General features: G+C 42.8%; 20 protein-coding genes. 6 read left to right on the forward strand and 14 right to left on the reverse strand.

Going from position 1 to position 18,647, the window contains the following annotated elements:
- Window position 1: 1 nt before the first annotated feature.
- The 5 genes from V7K46_RS30500 to V7K46_RS30520 form a co-directional block, all read right to left on the reverse strand.
- Window positions 2-775, reverse strand: a complete 774-nt coding sequence (locus V7K46_RS30500) for a TIGR03943 family putative permease subunit (protein ID WP_335119940.1) — start codon at window positions 773-775, stop codon at window positions 2-4.
- 53 nt (window positions 776-828) lie between these two features.
- Window positions 829-1,884 carry a permease gene (locus tag V7K46_RS30505; protein WP_335119942.1) on the reverse strand — a complete coding sequence of 352 codons (1,056 nt, stop codon included), beginning with the start codon at window positions 1,882-1,884 and terminating at the stop codon, window positions 829-831.
- A 1,111-nt stretch (window positions 1,885-2,995) separates the two neighbouring features.
- A complete protein-coding gene (locus V7K46_RS30510; protein WP_442939890.1) occupies window positions 2,996-4,003 on the reverse strand; it encodes a WD40 repeat domain-containing protein in 1,008 nt (335 codons plus the stop codon).
- A gap of 134 nt (window positions 4,004-4,137) precedes the next feature.
- Complete coding sequence (locus V7K46_RS30515) at window positions 4,138-4,431, reverse strand: hypothetical protein (protein WP_273762064.1); 294 nt, start codon at window positions 4,429-4,431, stop codon at window positions 4,138-4,140.
- Between the two features lie 458 nt (window positions 4,432-4,889).
- Window positions 4,890-5,060 carry a chlorophyll a/b-binding protein gene (locus V7K46_RS30520; RefSeq protein ID WP_273762065.1) on the reverse strand — a complete coding sequence of 57 codons (171 nt, stop codon included), beginning with the start codon at window positions 5,058-5,060 and terminating at the stop codon, window positions 4,890-4,892.
- Between the two features lie 414 nt (window positions 5,061-5,474).
- Here V7K46_RS30520 and ald point away from each other — a divergent pair, with 414 nt between their 5' ends.
- The gene (gene ald, locus V7K46_RS30525) at window positions 5,475-6,566 is read left to right on the forward strand and encodes an alanine dehydrogenase (RefSeq protein WP_335119946.1); all 1,092 of its coding nucleotides are present in this window, start codon (window positions 5,475-5,477) and stop codon (window positions 6,564-6,566) included.
- A gap of 408 nt (window positions 6,567-6,974) precedes the next feature.
- Here the strand turns inward: ald and V7K46_RS30530 are convergent, their stop codons facing one another.
- Both V7K46_RS30530 and dusB read right to left on the reverse strand, forming a co-directional pair.
- Window positions 6,975-7,529: a Uma2 family endonuclease gene (locus tag V7K46_RS30530; RefSeq protein WP_335119948.1), complete on the reverse strand. Its 555-nt coding sequence runs from the start codon at window positions 7,527-7,529 to the stop codon at window positions 6,975-6,977.
- 74 nt (window positions 7,530-7,603) lie between these two features.
- A complete protein-coding gene (gene dusB, locus V7K46_RS30535; protein WP_334865012.1) occupies window positions 7,604-8,659 on the reverse strand; it encodes a tRNA dihydrouridine synthase DusB in 1,056 nt (351 codons plus the stop codon).
- 285 nt (window positions 8,660-8,944) lie between these two features.
- Between dusB and V7K46_RS30540 the strand changes: the two genes are divergently transcribed.
- Together V7K46_RS30540 and V7K46_RS30545 are read left to right on the forward strand one after the other, a co-directional pair.
- The gene (locus V7K46_RS30540) at window positions 8,945-9,094 is read left to right on the forward strand and encodes a hypothetical protein (RefSeq protein WP_335119950.1); all 150 of its coding nucleotides are present in this window, start codon (window positions 8,945-8,947) and stop codon (window positions 9,092-9,094) included.
- Between the two features lie 73 nt (window positions 9,095-9,167).
- Window positions 9,168-9,500 (forward strand): SH3 domain-containing protein, encoded by a 333-nt coding sequence (locus tag V7K46_RS30545; protein WP_335119953.1) that lies wholly within the window; start codon window positions 9,168-9,170, stop codon window positions 9,498-9,500.
- A 139-nt stretch (window positions 9,501-9,639) separates the two neighbouring features.
- Here the strand turns inward: V7K46_RS30545 and V7K46_RS30550 are convergent, their stop codons facing one another.
- Genes V7K46_RS30550 through V7K46_RS30560 form a run of 3 tightly spaced genes read right to left on the reverse strand, consistent with a single transcriptional unit; the run spans window position 9,640 to window position 11,136 of the window.
- Window positions 9,640-10,200 (reverse strand): PepSY domain-containing protein, encoded by a 561-nt coding sequence (locus V7K46_RS30550; protein ID WP_335119955.1) that lies wholly within the window; start codon window positions 10,198-10,200, stop codon window positions 9,640-9,642.
- A complete protein-coding gene (locus tag V7K46_RS30555) occupies window positions 10,197-10,898 on the reverse strand; it encodes an O-methyltransferase (protein ID WP_335119957.1) in 702 nt (233 codons plus the stop codon). The genes V7K46_RS30550 and V7K46_RS30555 overlap by 4 nt, the downstream gene beginning before the upstream one ends.
- Window positions 10,891-11,136: a hypothetical protein gene (locus V7K46_RS30560; protein ID WP_335119959.1), complete on the reverse strand. Its 246-nt coding sequence runs from the start codon at window positions 11,134-11,136 to the stop codon at window positions 10,891-10,893. The genes V7K46_RS30555 and V7K46_RS30560 overlap by 8 nt, the downstream gene beginning before the upstream one ends.
- Before the next feature lie 82 nt (window positions 11,137-11,218).
- Between V7K46_RS30560 and V7K46_RS30565 the strand changes: the two genes are divergently transcribed.
- Window positions 11,219-11,359 (forward strand): hypothetical protein, encoded by a 141-nt coding sequence (locus V7K46_RS30565; RefSeq protein WP_335119962.1) that lies wholly within the window; start codon window positions 11,219-11,221, stop codon window positions 11,357-11,359.
- A gap of 7 nt (window positions 11,360-11,366) precedes the next feature.
- Here the strand turns inward: V7K46_RS30565 and V7K46_RS30570 are convergent, their stop codons facing one another.
- A complete protein-coding gene (locus V7K46_RS30570; protein ID WP_335119964.1) occupies window positions 11,367-14,048 on the reverse strand; it encodes a TonB-dependent siderophore receptor in 2,682 nt (893 codons plus the stop codon).
- 521 nt (window positions 14,049-14,569) lie between these two features.
- Window positions 14,570-14,704: a hypothetical protein gene (locus tag V7K46_RS30575; RefSeq protein ID WP_298906454.1), complete on the reverse strand. Its 135-nt coding sequence runs from the start codon at window positions 14,702-14,704 to the stop codon at window positions 14,570-14,572.
- 157 nt (window positions 14,705-14,861) lie between these two features.
- Here V7K46_RS30575 and V7K46_RS30580 point away from each other — a divergent pair, with 157 nt between their 5' ends.
- Window positions 14,862-14,993 carry a hypothetical protein gene (locus V7K46_RS30580; protein WP_335119966.1) on the forward strand — a complete coding sequence of 44 codons (132 nt, stop codon included), beginning with the start codon at window positions 14,862-14,864 and terminating at the stop codon, window positions 14,991-14,993.
- A 3-nt stretch (window positions 14,994-14,996) separates the two neighbouring features.
- Here the strand turns inward: V7K46_RS30580 and V7K46_RS30585 are convergent, their stop codons facing one another.
- Together V7K46_RS30585 and V7K46_RS30590 are read right to left on the reverse strand one after the other, a co-directional pair.
- A complete protein-coding gene (locus V7K46_RS30585) occupies window positions 14,997-15,953 on the reverse strand; it encodes a heme o synthase (protein ID WP_335119968.1) in 957 nt (318 codons plus the stop codon).
- Window positions 15,954-16,193: 240 nt separating this feature from the next.
- Window positions 16,194-17,129: a COX15/CtaA family protein gene (locus V7K46_RS30590; protein ID WP_335119970.1), complete on the reverse strand. Its 936-nt coding sequence runs from the start codon at window positions 17,127-17,129 to the stop codon at window positions 16,194-16,196.
- Between the two features lie 392 nt (window positions 17,130-17,521).
- On the opposite strand from V7K46_RS30590, the gene V7K46_RS30595 reads away from it, so the two are divergent.
- Window positions 17,522-18,610, forward strand: a complete 1,089-nt coding sequence (locus V7K46_RS30595) for a cytochrome c oxidase subunit II (protein WP_335119973.1) — start codon at window positions 17,522-17,524, stop codon at window positions 18,608-18,610.
- Window positions 18,611-18,647 lie beyond the last annotated feature (37 nt).

Genomic DNA, 18,647 nt, shown 5'->3' on the forward strand with positions numbered 1-18,647 from the left:
ACTAATAACTATAAGGATTCTGTGGTTGAGGAATCTTTTTGAGAGAGGTAGCGGCAATGGTAAGTTGGCGTTTACCTGCCAGATTTTCTGTCACCATTTGTCCTTCTACTTCTAGCCAGGTGTCAGGGGAGTAGGGTTCTTGATTGTTTGGCAGTTTGACGGGTAATCCCACAGGGTAAGCATCTGCTGCACAGCAAGTTAAGACAAATCGGGCTAAGAACAAATATTCTTTTCCTATATCTGGCGGATGGATGACAAATCCCTGCACCTTGACTTTTTGTCCTGTATATGTATCTGGCTCTGGATAGACATTGACAGTGCGTACCCAGTCTACAAGCGATCGCTCCTCTGGACGAACAGTAGCCCGAAAGGCTTGGGGTTTGACGCGTGTAGTTCCCAATAAATCAGCCGTCACACCTCTTTGGAGTGCTTTGTCACTAGCAAAAACTTGCGGTGTAAAGATGAAACCCAAAATCGCTGCAATCAATAACACAGAACTGCCCCAACCAGGGGGAAATAAACTAATATGCTGGCTGTTTGGCATAACATCAGGGCGACGCCGCAGCCAAAGTTCCTGCATCTTGAAAAAACCAATAATAATCAAGCTGATACCAGTTACAACCACGAACCAAATGTAATTTGGATGAATCAATAGGTTCAGCTTGTTAGTTAGCCAATATCTCAACATCAAAATACCCCAAGCTGTAATTGCTAGAGCATCCAGCCAAGGGAGTAACAAATTTGAGATTTTAGATTTGGGATTTTTGCTAGCCATTAGTTATTGGGCATTGGTTATTAGCAAAGAATAAAAGACGAATGACTAATTTTTTAAAGAACATGCAAGTTCATGAAAAGAGTGAACACAAATGTTAATTGTGCCGCTAAAGCAAATAAGTAAAAGACAGTTTTGGGTTTAAAAATGGATAACATCAAACCAATGCCTTTGATGTCAATCATTGGGCCAAACACCAGAAATGCTAATAAAGAACCACTGCTAAAGGTTGAGGCAAAAGATAGGGCAAAGAAAGAATCGACTGTAGAACAAATTGACACCACTACTGCTAATATCAACATGACCACAATCGAGCTAATAGGCCCAGCACCCAAACTGAGGATTAATTCCCGTGGGGCTAGCACTTGAATAGCAGCAGCGATCGCACTTCCTAAAATCATCACTCCGCCCAATTCCCGGAATTCTTGGATGCTATTATCTACCACTAGACGCAGTTTATCTGCAAGGGGTTTATTGGTATTAGAAATTGGGGCAGTCGCCTGTACCAAATTAGCATCTACCCGCAGAGGTACACCTGCTTTTCCTCCTAAGATATAAGTCCCGGATTGCAAGATATTTGGTATCGCTTCTTGCTGTTGTACTTGGTAACGTTTACCACGGCGTTTGGTTTCAGGCTGTGCGGGTGGATTAAACTTCATATACCGAGCGATCGCAGGTTGGACTATGGGATTTAAGTCCTTTTGAAAACTGAAAACAAAACCGATAATTGTGGCAATTGCTAGGGAAAATACGACTCGTAAAACGACTATTTCCGGCTGATCTCGAAATGCTGTCCAAGTTGCCCAAATTACAACTGGGTTAATTGTTGGTGCTGCTAGCAAAAAACCAATTGCCACTGGTGTGGGTACTCCTTGAATTAGGAACCGCCGCGCTACTGGTACATTCCCGCACTCACACACTGGAAATAAAAAGCCGATCATGCTGCCAACCAAAGCACCCAACAGCGGATTTTTGGGCATTTTTTCTACTAATTTGCGCTCATCAACAAAAAATAGCAGCAAACTGGAGAATAAAACCCCAAGAAGCAAAAAAGGCATCGCCTCGACTAGCAGACTTAGAAATATCGTAAAACCATTGTTCAGTTGATTCATGGGCGTCGCAGTCAAAAGCGATTTTGAGTTTTAGGGTTCTGCCTAGTCATTCTATCGAAATGGGGATCAAAAGCAGATCGGGAAAATTAAACATCATTTAAGTAGCAAGTTGTCCGATGTTTCGAGTAGCGCTTAAGCGCTACAAACCTTTGCTTCAGATGAAATAGTAAGTTTTACCTGAGTGCATTTTCTGACGATGACCATTTCTAAGATTGTCTAAGTTCAGAAATTGTTCCAATTATAGAGGGCAAGTAGCTGCATAGATGATTTCAAATTACCTATGTTTATGCTTACAGTAATATGCTGGATAAGATATTAGCTCGGCTGTATTTTCATCAAGTATTTACAGTTATTCAACATTTGGGGATCGCTCTTGGTTGCTATTATCATTGGTTTTGGCTAGTTCTGGGAAAATTTTATCTGAGTTTTGGTTGATTGTGTACTATAACAACTCTAAAAAGGCAAGGCCAAAGTTTAGCAAACACGGTAAATGCTTGCAATACCTTGTCCTAAAGGATATGCTACGCGATCGCCAATTTCCGAAAAGCCCTATAGGCCATCTCACAAACGTAGGCAAAGCTTTAGCCCACACCGGTGGGCTTAAATCCTTACAGACTGGGGAGATAGCCTTTGTTTCTATAGCCTCACTTTAGAAGAGTGAGCCTATTTTGGCGAAAGTGTTGATAAATTAGGACTTACGCAAAATATCTTTCAAACTTTGATTTCTCCGTGCCCTCTGTGCCTCTGCGGTTCGTTATTCCGTAACTTGTGCGTAAGTCCTATAAATTTTTAAACTTTTATAGACAAATGTAGACAATATTTGACTTATGTACTAACCAGATGTTTCAAAAGGGTCTTTTGCTTTCATAGTTAGTACAGCAAAGCATCTCAGTACATGGTGCAACCTTGTTTTTCGTGTCCAGCGCCCATACTTGACGCAGACATCCCTTCGTTTTCGGAGATATTTAACCACGCCTAAATCATGATTTTCTTTGACAGCGAAGTACTTCTTGTTGCTTATCTATAGGTAGCTGGCGCAATTTCTCCAAGACTGCTTGCTCAATATTCATATCCCGACTTATTAAAAAAGTCGGGGTTCTGGTGTTCGCTGTTAATTAGGTTTTCGTGGAGTTCCCCAAATCTTGATTTGTTGATCAAATCCACCACTGGCAAGAATTTTACCATTTGGACTAAAAGCGATCGCACTCACCCAGTCTGTATGTCCACTTAGTGTATTTAGTAACTCACCTGAAGTTAAATTCCATAATTTAATCCCATCTTTGCCGGCACTAGCAAGGGTTTGTCCATCGGGGTTAATGGCGATCGCATTCACCCAGTTATTATGTCCTGTAAGGGTGCGGACTAATTCTCCAGTATTAATATTCCACAGTTTGACTGTGCGATCGCGGCTTGCACTAACTAATGTTTCTCCATCTGGTGTAAAGATAACAGCGCTAACAGTATTAGAATGAGCTACAAATTCATTAATTAATTTACCAGTACTCAAATTCCACAGCTTGATTACACCCTTATTGTCACCACTAGCCAAAGTCTGCCCATCAGGACTAATGGCTAGGGTATAAATCAAATTATCAAAGCCTACTAGAGTCCCTAAAGGGCGCTGCTGTAGCAAATCCCATAGACGAATCCCATCCAAAGCTCCACTGATTAGAACTTTACTATCAGGAGACACCGCTAAAGATAATACGTTACTGGTATGTCCAACAAAAGAACGACTAAATTTTAAATTTCTTAGGTTCCAGAGGTTAATCGTATTGTCATCACTACAGCTAGCGAGGGTTTGCCCATCTGGCGAAATCACTAAAGATTCTACGGCTGTTTGGTGTGCTTTGTTAATATCCGCCAACTTTTTGCCGTTTGCTGGATTCCACAGGCGAATTATACCCTCATTTTCTGCACCTCCACTCACAAGAATTCTGCTATCTGGGCTGAAAGCCAGGGATTTAACAGTTCCTCTATGTCCTCTGAGTGTGTAAAGTAGTTGGGCATTAGCAAAGCTGCTGGGAGTTTGGGAATTTGGTGTTACTTCAATAGCAGCATGAGCTTGATGAATGTAAAACCCTTCCCAGGTAATCACTGGAAGGGCAACAGCTGCCATAAATGCCAGGATAATATATGGCCGCAGAAAATTACCCCCACCTCTTCCCTCACTACTCACTCTTTTTCCTCACTTTTATATATACGGTTAGCCAATCAATTTTGCAGAGTTATTAAGTAATAACTCTGCACTTCCTAAAGAGGTGGTTTTTTCTTAGAAACGCTTAACATTGGTAAAGGCGGACTAGAAGAACGAGAGGGCAAATAATGTTGCACTACAGGCTCCTCTGGTAAAGGACGGCGCTGCTGGAAACGCCACAACTTAAAGGCTAGCGCTATGCCTGTTGTTCCTAAACCAAAAGCGAACAACGACCAGCTATCATTCAATCCGCCAATCAGGGCATCCATAACGCCCATCGTCATCAATACACTGATTAGTGGCTCTTTTCGGTAGGTTAACTTTAAAAAACGAGGTAATACAGCATTCATCACAGCTTGATTGGTTCCAGTTCACCTTTCGTGTATATTTACCAAGAATACCTCACCCGTAATTTGCCTTTCTCATCTAAGGCAAACACTATTATGATTTTCTTTAGTAGGGGAGGGAGTATACTCATTAATCGCCTTGCATATAATAGTAGACAGTGGCAGAAATTTGCCTACCTTTAACAAGGGGATTTTACCCCAAGTCTTGTTAATTAAGATGGTGGCTGGATTTCTGCCGTGCTGTACTAGTTGCAAGTCTATTGATATTTTAATCACTAATAAATATTTCGATTCCTCTCTTGCTTACATTCTAGGGCAATAATTTAGGAATAAGTCTAATTAAACTATCTAGGGCGAAGTACTTCGCTTTCAATTGTTAAAGTCAAAACCAACTGGTTGTTCCAGCTGGTTGAAATTTTAACTACTAGCTTACAACTTCCACCTTGGGCTAGTTGGTGGCACTACTTCAGACCCAGCCATGATAGCACCCCTTGATTGGTGACGTATTCAATCACCAGCATCAAAGCGAAGCCAATCATTGCGGCTCGACCATTCAAGCGTTCAGCATATTCGTTAAAGCCAAACTTCGGCTCCACTAGTTTAGGTGTAATCGTTGGTTGTGTTTGTGTCATTTTTTAGAAACCTTTTTTCGCCAAATGGGACTTGATATTAGACTTTGCAGCAGTTGTCGGGGATAAGCGGTAAAGGTTAAAGAAATTGACTCGTTCTTTCCCTTTAACCTTTACCCTACTTCGGCAACTTATGATCTGATTGCAGTGCTTGAATGCCAAGATGACTTGAGAAATTCAGCAAAAGCTTCCTAGTAGGCAGCTATACAATCAATGTTTTAATAAATTGTTACTATTCTTTATATATTGTATAAATACTGGAGCAATAGTCAAGGGTAAGAGTTTAGGGCTACTCAGATGAAATTGAGAAACTGAGGCCAGAGATTAGCTATCTCTAATACAGCTACTGCAATAGATCAGTAGCAAGCTTGAGATTAGCAGGCTAGAGTTAAACAAAAAAATTATCAGAGGCGGTATATGGAAATCGGCGTTCCCAAGGAAAATAAGGATCAAGAGTTTCGGGTAGGGTTAAGTCCTTCTAGTGTGCGGGTGCTGCGAGAAAATGGTCATAGCATCTTCGTCGAGACGCAAGCAGGTAATGGTGCTGGATTCTCAGATAATGACTACAGAAGTGCTGGAGCCGAAATTGTCCCCACATCAGAAACGGCTTGGAATCGGGAATTAGTTGTTAAAGTCAAAGAGCCGCTGACATCTGAGTATAAATTTTTGCAGAAAGGGCAGATATTATTTACTTATTTACATTTAGCAGCCGATCGCAAATTGACAGAGCATTTAATTGATTGTGGCACTTGTGCGATCGCCTACGAAACTGTAGAACAACCTGGTGCTAACAGACTTCCTTTGCTCACCCCCATGAGCGTTATTGCCGGTCGGCTAGCAGTACAATTTGGGGCTAGATTCCTAGAACGTCAGCAAGGTGGCAGAGGAGTGCTTTTGGGCGGTGTACCTGGAGTCAAACCAGGCAAAGTAGTAATTCTCGGTGGGGGCGTTGTCGGCACAGAAGCAGCTAAAATTGCTGTAGGCGTGGGTGCTAGCGTCCAGATTTTAGATGTAAGTGTCGAGCGCTTATCTTACCTAGAAACCCTCTTTGGCTCTAGAGTCGAATTGCTTTACAGCAACTCTGCTCATATTGAAGCCGCCGTAAAAGAAGCCGACTTGCTCATCGGTGCAGTTTTAGTCTTAGGACGTAGAGCACCAATATTAGTATCCCGTGAATTGGTCAAACAAATGCGTCCGGGTTCGGTAATAGTTGATGTAGCCGTTGACCAAGGCGGTTGCATAGAAACCTTACACCCCACATCTCACACAAATCCGGTATACATTGAAGAAGGTGTGGTGCATTATGGCGTTCCCAATATGCCAGGAGCAGTACCTTGGACAGCAACTCAGGCACTCAACAACAGTACATTACCTTATGTTGTCCAGTTGGCGAATTTGGGAATTTTGGCACTGGAGGTTAACCCAGCATTAGCTAAGGGTGTGAATGTGCAGAATCATCGCTTGGTGCATCCGGCTGTGCAAGAGGTGTTCCCTGATTTGGTAAGTTAGATTTTAGTAAATTAAGATTACCAATAGTTCCTGCAAACCCCTCATTGCAAGCGATGAGGGGAAATTTAGTGCTAAATTTTTCCAACTTTATGAATAACTACAAAAATTATTAAGATAGTTATAAAGTTCACGAAATAAAGGGCATTTACAGCGAAGTAATGGTTGATTCATAGGATTCAAAACAAGTTTCTAGTCAGTTGGTAACTAAATACTATTATTTCAAATTTGTACTTCATGGGTTGTGATCAAAAATAAATTCTCTTTAATTAAATAATGAAAAAATAATTTAGGTGTGATTATTAAGTGTATATGAATTATCACTTTACCCTTTATCCTAAATGGGTAGCTAGCTAATGGAGAGACTTTTCATAAAATGTCTTTACTCTCAACAAGTTTTAATATTCATTTTCAACTCAACAATTCGTCTACAGCTACACTAAAACCCAATAATACTTTTTGAGTGCTAATCACATCACTAGCTTTAAACCTTAAAATCTGATTATCAGTCATTACAATAACTAAGCGACTGTCAGGAAATACTAGCCAAACTTCCTCACAACCGGACTGTAAATACTCCTGCGCTTTGAGAAATAATTCTTCAGCTAAATCGGTGGGTGAAACTATCTCAGCAATTAGTGGAAAACTCTGTGGCAAAGTGGGAACATTGCCAAATTGAGCTACCAATTCAGGCGTCAGATAAGCCACATCAGGACGCCGACCCTGTTTAGATGTGCGACAAGGTACTTCAGTGTAAACTTTCCCACCTAGTTGATTGGTGTTGATGTAACTTCTCCAGTAAAAGCTTAGATTAACTTCAATTTCACTATGTTTTAATGTCATCCCTGTTTTTTCTATAAGTTGCTCATCCACCCACTCCATTCCGTCTGGAGGATTTGCCATGAAGTCTTCTAAAGAGTGGATTTCGGGAATAGATACAATCTCATTGTGTTTGGAAACTAACATTGCAAGCCTCCACATTGATTAGTTAAATACACAATATATACAGTAAGAAAGGAAATTTTTGTAATATTCATTTTTTAAAGCATTACCAAACTACCTTGTGCTTCTTCCTCTAGTTCATAACCATTAGCCAGTTTTTCTATTGCTTGGTCAATCATTGCCAAACCCTGATCTACCTTTTCAACTACACTTAACTGTCCCCGGAGTTCGGCAGCACCAACGAAACCTTTAGCATACCAAGTCATGTGCTTACGGGCTTGACGCACACCGCGATCGCCTTTATATTCCCATAAGGCTTGTAAATGATCTCTTGCACATTCCAGACGCCCAATTGGGGTTGGTGGCGGTAATATCTCCCCAGTTTTCAGGAAGTGATCAATTTCTCCCACTAAAAAGGGATAACCCAAAGTTCCACGGGAACACATCACACCATCAGCGCCAGTTTGCTCTAAACATCTCACTGCTGCTTCAACGGAGAAAATATCTCCATTCCCAATCACTGGGATAGAAAGCACTTCTTTTACACGGGTAATCCATTCCCAACGGGCATTGCCATTGTATCCTTGGGCGCGGGTGCGTCCGTGTACTGTGATCATTTTTGCCCCTGCATCTTCCATCCGCTTGGCAAAGTCGAGAATAGTAATTTCGTTGTCATTCCAGCCAATACGGGTTTTTACTGTCACAGGGACATCAACAGCTTTTACCACTTCCCGCACAATTGCCTCTGCTACTTCTGGTTGCCGCAACAACGAAGAACCACCACCATTTTTAGTGATTTTATTTACCGGACAACCCATATTAATATCAACAGTATCAGCTCCTTCTGCAACTGCCTTGATTGCCGCTTCTGCCAGAAAATCTGGACGGCAATCAAATAGTTGAACGCTAATTGGGCGTTCATTTGGATCTACCTCCATGATTTTGGGTAACTGCTTGACATAATGCAACCCCGTAGCATTCACCATTTCGGTATACATCATCGAATCTGGGGCATAGCGACGCACGAGACGGCGAAACACCATATCTGTCACCCCAGATAGAGGCGACTGGAGAACCCGACTTTTTACCTCAAATGAGCCAATTTTTAAGGGTTGGGAGAGCCTAGCTTGAAGAGTGGGAGACAGAGAAATCATAAAAAAAATTAAAAATTGTGGGAACCGAAGATAGCTAGGCTATTTAGAGATACTTAGGACTTACGCACAAGCAACGGAAAATCGAACCACAGAGGACGCAGAGGACACGGAGGAATAAGAGTTTGAGAGGTTTTTTGCGTAAGTTCTAATACTGTTTATTTTTGTTGATATATCTTGACTTAGAGGCTATTTTTGCAGCTTACCGAGCCTGTTCAACTTCCAAATCCAACGCCTGCAAGATTTGTTTGGCTGTCAAACCTAATACCAATAATTAAGATAAAGTTGTTGTCTTCTACAACGACAACTCAAAAGGTACAAGCAGCCCATATTCTAGATCCTAGCACTATTACAATGCCTGCTACTGCAAATAAACGCTACGACGATGCGCCATTTGAACCATATCATCACGGCAATGCTAACAATGAACTTTTGTAAACTAATGGTGATTTTTACGTAAACTTGCACCCAAAAGTTGAATTTTAAATAGAAGTATATAGAGAAAACGATAATGAAATTCAACAAACAACTGACTGCTTTAGCATTTTTAACACTAATTGCAACTAGTGGAACTGTACCAGCCATTGCTACTCAAGCTCAAACCCCAGCAGAACAACTATGTCGGTTAAGAGCAGGTATTAAACCTGTTTGCACAGTGTTGGTAACTGCCCCAATTGGAGTCGCCATCCGCTCTGGCCCTAGTTCTAATTATCAAAAAATCGGTAACATTCCTTACCAACATGATGTCAATGTCAGAGTAACTAAGTCTTCTCGCGAATGGGTAAAGCTTGCTGATCGTCCTGGTTGGATTCATTCTCGCTACCTGGAAATGGCTGGGGACTGAAATCAGCTGCTAGTAAACCGAGATTAGGATTACTTTCAACGAAATTTGATTACCAATCAAACTGAGCCTTACTTATCTTTGAAACAAGCGGTTCGTGCTTACACAGATGAGTATCTAAGCGAACGAGGATTTACCCGACTTAAAGGGTTTCCTTTAGGCTTGAATTAATCTCTGAATTTTTTCTGACTAAAAATGGATAAATGAACAGATAAACACCGCTAACTGCCAGTGTTGACATAAAAAACAAAAAGGACATTTCAATCAGATCGTGAATCCAGGGAGCAAACCATCCCAGCAATCCTCGATATTCTAAAAAATCGATGGAGTTGAAGCCATACTTTATTAATTTGCCGTTATGAGCATCGATATACCATTCAAACAAACGTTTTTGATTTTCAAATCGATAAACGCCTAAAGTTGGTAGATAGGCAATTTCATCAATGTCTTCTAGCGTATTAATCCCCTGTGGGTGCAGAGAGATAAATGCTTGCGAAGCCTGTTCCAGAGAAAGTAAAGGTTTGGTATTTTCTGCAACAGTTTGAGTAGGTGGTTTCCCGTCAACTGTAGGTAAGCCAGAACTGAAGACAGATGGAAGGGCAATTATTTCTATTAAGTAAATTCCAATGACTACAGCAAAATAAAGCCCAACCCATCGATGAATTGTTCTCGACCATTTTGAAAAAAACTGTTTAATTTTCATGATGCCTCCTTAACCTTTATCGAAAATTCTGTTCCGCCCTTTAAATTTAAAGTTGATGACCGATAACCATTGGCAGGATTCTGTAAAAAGTCAACATAACTTTTGAGGGAGTCTTTAAAGATTTTGACATTATCAGAGATAACGATTCCGCCTGGTCGGATCAACGGATCTATAATTTTTAACACATCCAAGGCTAAGTGTGTCCAGCCATCAATCAAGACTAAATCAACTGTTTGATTTAAGGTTTTTAGTGTCTCTAGAGCATCCCCTTCTCGAATATCCACATAGGTTTCTAGTCCGGCTTCGGCAATATTTTTTCTAGCTTGTATGACTTTTTTCTGCACAATTTCCGTGCCAACAACAACGCCGCCGCCATTGTCCCTCACAGCAGTAGCTAGATATATAGTGGAAATTCCAAATGAAGTGCCAAACTCAACAATTGTTTTAGCGTCAATCGAACGGGCTATCAAATACATTAATTGCCCTTGATCCCTTTCAATGGGAATGTATTTATCGTTGTAAAATTCAGTTTTTGTCTGATCCCACTTAATGCCTTTACCTAAAAACAAGCCTGGAAGCTTGGGCAAATAGTGGAGAATCAATCCACCAAATTGCTTATCAGCTTCTGCGTGCAGTCGAGCTAAAACAGTTTCGATTTTAGTGTCGTTGAGGGCACTTGGTTTAGATAGTTTACTCATATTCATAGTGATCTAACGCAGATTTGAATTTTCTTTCTTGAATCAATTTGGTAACATCGGGATTTGCCAGCAGATAAATTTCGGAGTTGAAACCAGCTTTTTCCTGATTGTCTAGCTCAGTTGCTGAGATTTCACTTGCAGTGGATTGATTCGCTATCGGTGGTTGAGGTGTTGGTTGACAAGCAACAGCGATCGCACTACTGGTAATTAACAAAGCACTGAATAAAAATGATTTCATGGCAATTATTGAGTTAATAATTGGCAACTAATAAAATGTTTGAGTAGCAGCATTGCAATTAAAATTTTACTGCAATAGCATCATGGTGAAAGATTTGCATACACGTTCTAGCGGATGGTGGACTATCTTGAAACTTCCTTTAACTACCCCCCTCAATCCCTCCGATGGATTGGTAGGAAGAAATCTGGCTAGATTCTCTCCCCAAGGCATTCAGGAAGGTTAGAGAAGGGTTAAAACTGCACCGAAACCGAGCCAATCACCGTGAATGGTTCGCCAAAAGTGTTACCTCCGCTTCGCTGATTCGCTACACTTTCGATGTAATTGACATCACCAATATTTTTGAAGTTAAGGCCAAATCGCCAATTATTACGCCGATAAAAAACTGCTGCATTGGTCGTGAAATAACTATCTGCCTGATAGCTATTAGCTAAATCCCCTTGTCTTTCACCAACATAATTAAATCCAACTCCCACCCCTAAACCCTGCAAATTACCGCGCTGAATTTCATAAGTTGTCCATAAACTGGCACTATGTTCGGGAACACCATATAACCTATTGCCAACCAATTCGGGATTGGTATCAGCAGTGACTTCACCATCAATGTAGGCGTAGTCAGCGATTATCTTCCATCCCGGCAATATTTCTCCCGCGACATCGAACTCAACCCCACGACTGCGCTGTTCTCCAGATGCGATCGATGCAAGGGGGAAGTTGGGATCGGTAACTGGCACATTTTCTTTGGTAATGTCAAAATATGCCAACGTGGCAAAAAGTTTCCCGTCTAGAAACTCCGTTTTGACACCAAACTCATAGCCTTTGCCCCGTTGCGGTTCCAGCGGTTGACCCGTTTCTGTATTTGTCGTATTGGGAGTGAAGGATTCTGAGTAACTGGCGTATAAAGATACAGCTTTGCTCGGTTGATAAAGAATCCCTACACGCGGGGTGAAAGCATCATCATTTTCAGTCGTCTCACCTGGTTGTGTCACTTGCCCTGGCAGATTGACTGTTTTTGATTCTATGGTGTCATAGCGGATACCTCCTAACAACTTCAAATTCTCTAACAGCGAAATCTGATCTTGTAGATAAAATCCCCAGCGATTGGATGTTGTATCAGTGCCGCCAAAGGATGGTAATGTATTTTCGCTGGGTTTTGCCACCCCGTAAACTGGATTAAAAAGATTCAATGCTTGGGGAGTAAAATCAAGTACTGTGAAAGTGTTTGTAGCACTATGAATGTAGTCTGCACCAAATAAAAGAGTGTGATTGATAGAACCCGTAGCAAACTCACCCACGACGTTAGCTTGCAGGGTATAGTTATCGTCCTGTCCTTCTTGGGAGGCGAAGAAGCGATTCACTGTACCTGTTGCCTCGTCAAAAGAAAGGGGAAGGGCAACAACGTTGAAATTGTAGTCATAGGAGGAATAGCGAAAGGCATTGCGGAATTTCCAATTCCGACTGAACCGATGCTCCAAGTTATAGCCAACATTTAGATATTCATTGGTCACCGCATCACTAGGTTCGGAGCCAATGCGATCGCGTGGCACATCAGCAATCCTATTACCAATAGCCGGGATACCAAAATCAGCCGGACGATTATTGTCAATATATTCCAGCGAAATTCCTAAGTCGGTGCGATCGTCTATTTTCCAAGCAAGTGTAGGTGCAATGAAGATTCGTCGATCTTCTTGGTCAAGGTTGCGAAAGCTGTCCAATCTCTGATACAAACCATTCAGACGGTAGAGTAGTTTCCCATCGTCGGTTAAGGGGCCTGAAAAGTCAAAGCGAGGTCGAACCAAACCCTGGCTTCCCACTTGTAATTCTGTTTCGTAAAACGGCTCGGATAAAGGCTGCTTAGACACTGCGTTAATCAATCCTCCGGGTTCAATCGCACCATACAAGATGGATGCCGGACCCTTGAGTACTTCAATTCTCTCTAAATTGGCTACTTCTAAAGGCGCTTGCACAACGCCATATCGTATAAATCCATCGCGCAGAATCGGGGCATTAATAAACCCCCGAATGCTAAAATCCGCACCATTTCTGTTGTTTCCATTTCCTTGGTTAGTGACACCACTGACATTACGCAGCGCTTCTTCTGTGCGTGTGACTTGCTGATCTCGAATTATCTCTTGAGGAACTACCTGAATTGAGAATGGAATGTCCCGGATCGGGGTATCAGTTCCAGTGGCAGTGGAGGCATTTGGTACACGATACGCGTCTTGCTCCCCGGTTACCACCAATTCAATCGGTTGATCAGTTTGTGAGTCAAGTGGTTGCTCTGGATTGGTTTGAGTTCCCGGCTGTTGTTGTGCTGGCGGTTGCTGTGGCATCTGTGCTGAAGATGTAACTGGTATTAACCCAAAGATCAGACCTTCATCGCTATCAAATAACTCAACAGTAGGTAAACCCGCCTCACCCGTTACCGTTACTCGGATAATATTGGCATCCAGATTTATTACCGTTATCTCACTAAGACCCGTAATTGGTTTGTCTGAATGAAATGTGAATGCATCCCCTGACGGCAAACGTAGTTGGGCATTGGGAATGTCAGTGATAAAACTATTGCCAGCACTGCGGTTTACTACTTGCAACTGTTGACCAATGGAAGTCTGTAAAATAATCTCTACACCCTTAGAGGTAGGATTTGCCTTGACTCCCGTCACTTGCACAACTTCTGAAGTCGGCGCTGTTTGAGGTGCTGGGGACTGTACTAACTGTTGAGCGCTGGTGCTAGGAAATCCTACTTCACCTAGTCTTGGAATCTCTCTAGTCGTTCTGGAATTGAGTAGTGCCGCTCCAACAGATTTACCATGTGCTTGTTTGTTTACTTCAGTAGCCGTTACGCTTATTGCAACCCAGAACCAAATAGAGCTTGTGACCAAAACAATCTTTAATATTTGCTTCAATACCATTTTTATACCCCTACACCTGCTCTCCCCCTGCTACTTTCTCTCAATCAAGCAGATGCTATTTGCTGCTTGATGAAATTTAGTAATCAGCTACTTGAGAATAAACATTACAGGAAATAACTAATCAATTGCAAATAATTCTCATAATTTATTAATAAATACAGATGACACTAAAAGAAAGACGCTACCCAGCAGCCAAACTCAGATAGAACCAGATGTTAGCGCAGCTAGGCGTAGCCCATTACGAATTACGAATGATTAATTTGGGAATATGACTCGCAGAATAGGCAATCAAGTCAGCACGATGAGTTTTCAATTCCGACTCAGTTCCATAGCTATAGCTAACGCCAATTGAAGTAATGCGATGCAGAATCTAAATAAGTCGGCGTTAATATTTCAAGCTATGTTAAGAAATTTAAATGTAGGTCGCGTTATCTATGAGAGTACGGAACTGTCAACGATTCAAGGTGCGTTAGCCTACGGCATAACACACCCTACAATAGAATGGCACTTACTTAAGGTTTTTATGCAGCCATCTGGAATTTGATCGCGCGTCGTGGTTTGGTCATGCGAGGATATGACTTGGGTCGGCGTTTGAGTACTCTTGGCTGAATGCGATCGCTACCAGAGGTCAGCAGTTTTTGTACACATGCAATCACTCGACTGACTGCGTTGCGACAACTTTTATTAGAGTCCAGAACTTGGTATATCTATGCCCACAGTGTGACTATGGGATAAAAAAAACGATGCCGAGTACGGCAACCTTCGGAACGCGCTATAAAATCAGTAAAGATTCCAGGACTTCTTCGATGGTGGATGGTGGTAACATTTTTTGCCAGGGCAGTTCCCTTAACGGCTAAATTTTCCTCCGGCGGGCTACGCCTACGCGCCTTGGAGAAACCGGGTTTTTCTCAAACCCGATTTCTGGAGGCTGAAATCCCCAGCTAAGAATTAGCCGATTAATAGATGCAGCTGATTGATCCCTGCACTAATTAGATGATGGGTAACGGGAAGACTATCCACTACCATACCCAGACACAACAGCATCATGTAGGAGATGGAATAGAGAAACAACTCTCTAGCTACAGTGCGATCCTCTGGATGTTGCAACAAACGCCAAGATTTGTGGATAAATAATCCTCCCAGAATTAGGGCGATCGCAGCATAAAGAATTCCACTTGCTCCCAAGGGATAAACCAATAACACGGTTGCAACTACGGTAAGCAGGGTATAGTACCAAATCTGCTTCACGGTTGCCGTAGTACCTTCAATCACAGGTAACATTGGTATCCCAACTTTTGCGTAGTCATCTTTAATCATCAGAGCTAACGCCCAAAAATGGGGCGGTGTCCATAAAAAGACGATCGCAAAAATTAGCCATGCTGACCAGCTTAATGTGCCAGTGACAGCAGCCCAACCCACTAACGCCGGAATTGCCCCAGCGGCCCCACCAATAACGATATTCTGGGTGCTGTGGCGTTTCAGCCAGTGAGTATAGACCAAAATATAAAAGACGATGCCAGAGAAGGCTAGCAGGGCGGCTAACAAGTTAGCAAATACTGCCAGGAGTGTAAAGGAAATCGTCGCCAGTGCGATCGCAAAAATTAGAGCATCACGCGGCTGCACCTTACCCGAAGGCATGGGACGATGGCGCGTCCGCTCCATGTCATAATCAATATCCCGGTCATAGACACAGTTGATCGTCTGGGCGCTTGCAGCCGCCAAGGTGCCGCCAGTGAGAGTTACTAGCAACAGCAATGGATCTACTTCTCCCTTAGCAGCAATCCACATACTCCCAGCCGTGGTAATCAAAAGCAACGGAATAATCCGAGGCTTCGTTAGCTGGTAGTAACTTTGAATTACCTGTAAAAATGTTTCGTGGTGACGAGAGACATTAGTCTCAATCATTTTGGCTCTGGTTCCTTATTTTTCAACAACTTATATGCAGCCCCCGCTCAAGCTGGCTCTTTCAGGCAAACGAAAACACAGATTTTCTGCACCTGCGTGGGTCGCAATACTCGCCGTTGCGCCTTCCATCAGTGCTGAGTCCTGAGTTAGGAGTAGAGACGCGATTAATCGCGTCTGTACAGGAGTTAAGAGTTAGGAATTCTTCCCCCGCCTCCCCTGCTTTCCCTGCTCCCTCATCTCCTACTCGTGACTCAGCACCCGTGACTCAGCACTCACTGAGTCACGCAGTGCGAGAACTGTGAAAGCCACTAAAGTACCCAGCAAAGCAGCTCCTATAGCTTGGTGAGAGACGGTCAGAGGCTCGACTTGGAGATGTAATTTGAAAGTGGCGAATCCCAACAAGATTTGTAAGCTCAACAACGCACCAGCCATATTTGCCAGTCGCCGCAAGGCTGGATGTAGTGCTGGTGTACGCCAACAGATAAATACCATTGCCAAGGTTGTCACCGTTGGCGGCACCAAACCAGCAATATGGCTGTACATCACAGTACAAAGTTGAGAACCGCCGAGGCATTGGTGTAGCGCCCAGCGAGAGCCTACCAAAGCACCTAGCAGACTTTGCAGGTAAACCAGAACAGCGGCAGTTAAACCTACCCAAGGTAAATTACCAACGGTTCCAGTCCCTTGATAGGGAGTGAGTGCTGTGCCGATAACCAGGAGGGTGGTAAAAAACAACAGCGCCGTTCCTAAATGAGCGGTAACGATATCAAACCGCAACAGTTCGGTAACGGTGAGTCCCCCCAAGATACCTTGGAAGACGATTAAAAATAGGGCGAATGTGGATGCCCAAGGCAGCCAAGAGGGTAAAAAACGACGATGCCACCAGGACAAACCGAAGAGTGCGATCGCGCTTACACCAATTAAAGCTGCATCCAATCTGTGAAACCACTCCAGGAACACCTGGAGATTCATTTGCTTGGCTGGCACGAGTTCGCCATAGCATAAGGGCCAGTCTGGGCAAGCAAGTCCAGCATTCATCACGCGGGTGGCACTGCCTATTGCCATCAAAATTAAGGTGGCTATGCACATTTTCCACACCAAGCGCCGAATCATTTCCTTGGGCTTTTGCTGTTGAAGTGCCGCTTCATTTTGTTGTTGTAGGACAAATTCGCTCATTAACGATACCTTCTGCCCGCTCTTGGTGGATCTCTTAAAATTTTCAATTTTCTTTTAGCGTCCCATCTTCACCCTAGCGTATAGGCTAAAGGTTTATAGATTAGCACTCACTTATACTTTGAATCACTTTAGCGACGTTTTGCCTGAAGCTTTAGGTATTTTTCAAGATGTGAAAAATTGATTAATCACAATTAATTTAAGCATCCTAAATTTTTCCACTGATTTACATCTACTTTTGGCAGTATTTGATAGTCACCTTCTACCCAAAATTAGTAAAATAGTCAAAAAAATTAATAAAAATTTCAGACCTTTGGACTCCATGCCTTCTGGCCTAGACTACCTTAGTAAGTGAGCAGCTTTGAGATAACGTAGTAAATTAAATTAAGTAAGCCGTGAAGATTCCAAGTTCAATCTGGACATTACTCATTGGCATCGTGCTAACGCTAGCCAGCCTTTGGTACGGTCAAAATCACGGTCTGTTGCCAGCAGCAGCCTCGGATGAAGCCGTATTGGTGGATGGTCTGTTCAACGCGATGATGATCATTTCTACAGGTATATTCCTGCTCGTAGAAGGTATTTTAATTTACTCTGCATTCAAATACCGTCGGCGTGCAGGTGATAATGAAGACGGCCCACCAGTTGAGGGCAATGTACCTCTAGAAATTCTCTGGACGGCGATCCCAGCAATTATCGTTATCGGTATTTCTGTTTACAGTTTTGATGTGTACAACGAAATCGGTGGCTTCGATCCCCATGCTATCCATGAAGCGCCGATGAATCAGGAGTCGATGAAAATGCCAGGGCATGGAAGTGCTATGGCTGCAACTTTAAGCGATACTCCTCCTAGCACCAAACCCAACCTCAATCAAGAAAAATCTGATGAGGCAATGCAAGATCCAGCTACCGCAGAAGTTCGCAATGCTGACCAAATTCCCCAACTGCGGAATGCCCCAGGTGTCGGTAGTGTTGCTCCGACAATTGGGGGAACTCCTGATAGAGCAGGCAAACCACCAGAATTGCGGGTCAACGTCACAGGTCTACAATATGCCTGGATTTTCACTTATCCTGAAACTGGTATAACTACAGGTGAAATGCACGTTCCCATCGGGCGAGAAGTGCAAATCAATATGACAGCCAACGATGTCATCCACGCCTTCTGGGTGCCAGAGTTCCGCCTGAAACAAGATGCAATTCCTGGTAGACAAAGCGAGATTCGCTTCACCCCCAATAAAGCAGGAGATTATACCCTGATCTGTGCTGAACTTTGTGGCCCCTACCACGGTGCAATGAGAGCGCCAATAGTCGTTGAGCCAGAAGAAGCCTTTGACAAATGGCAGCAAGAGCAGCTAGTTGCCAGCAAGGAAACACTAAATCAAGCCGTTGCTGTTAACCCTGCGGATCTATCCCCAAATGAATTTCTCGCCCCTTACACCAAGGACATGGGAATTCAGCCAGAAATGTTACATCAAATTCACAAATAGTCAACAGTCCACGTCAAAAGTAATAACTCACAACGGG

Origin of the sequence: Nostoc sp., from assembly GCF_036917395.1 — a bacterium.
Lineage (GTDB): Bacteria > Cyanobacteriota > Cyanobacteriia > Cyanobacteriales > Nostocaceae > Nostoc.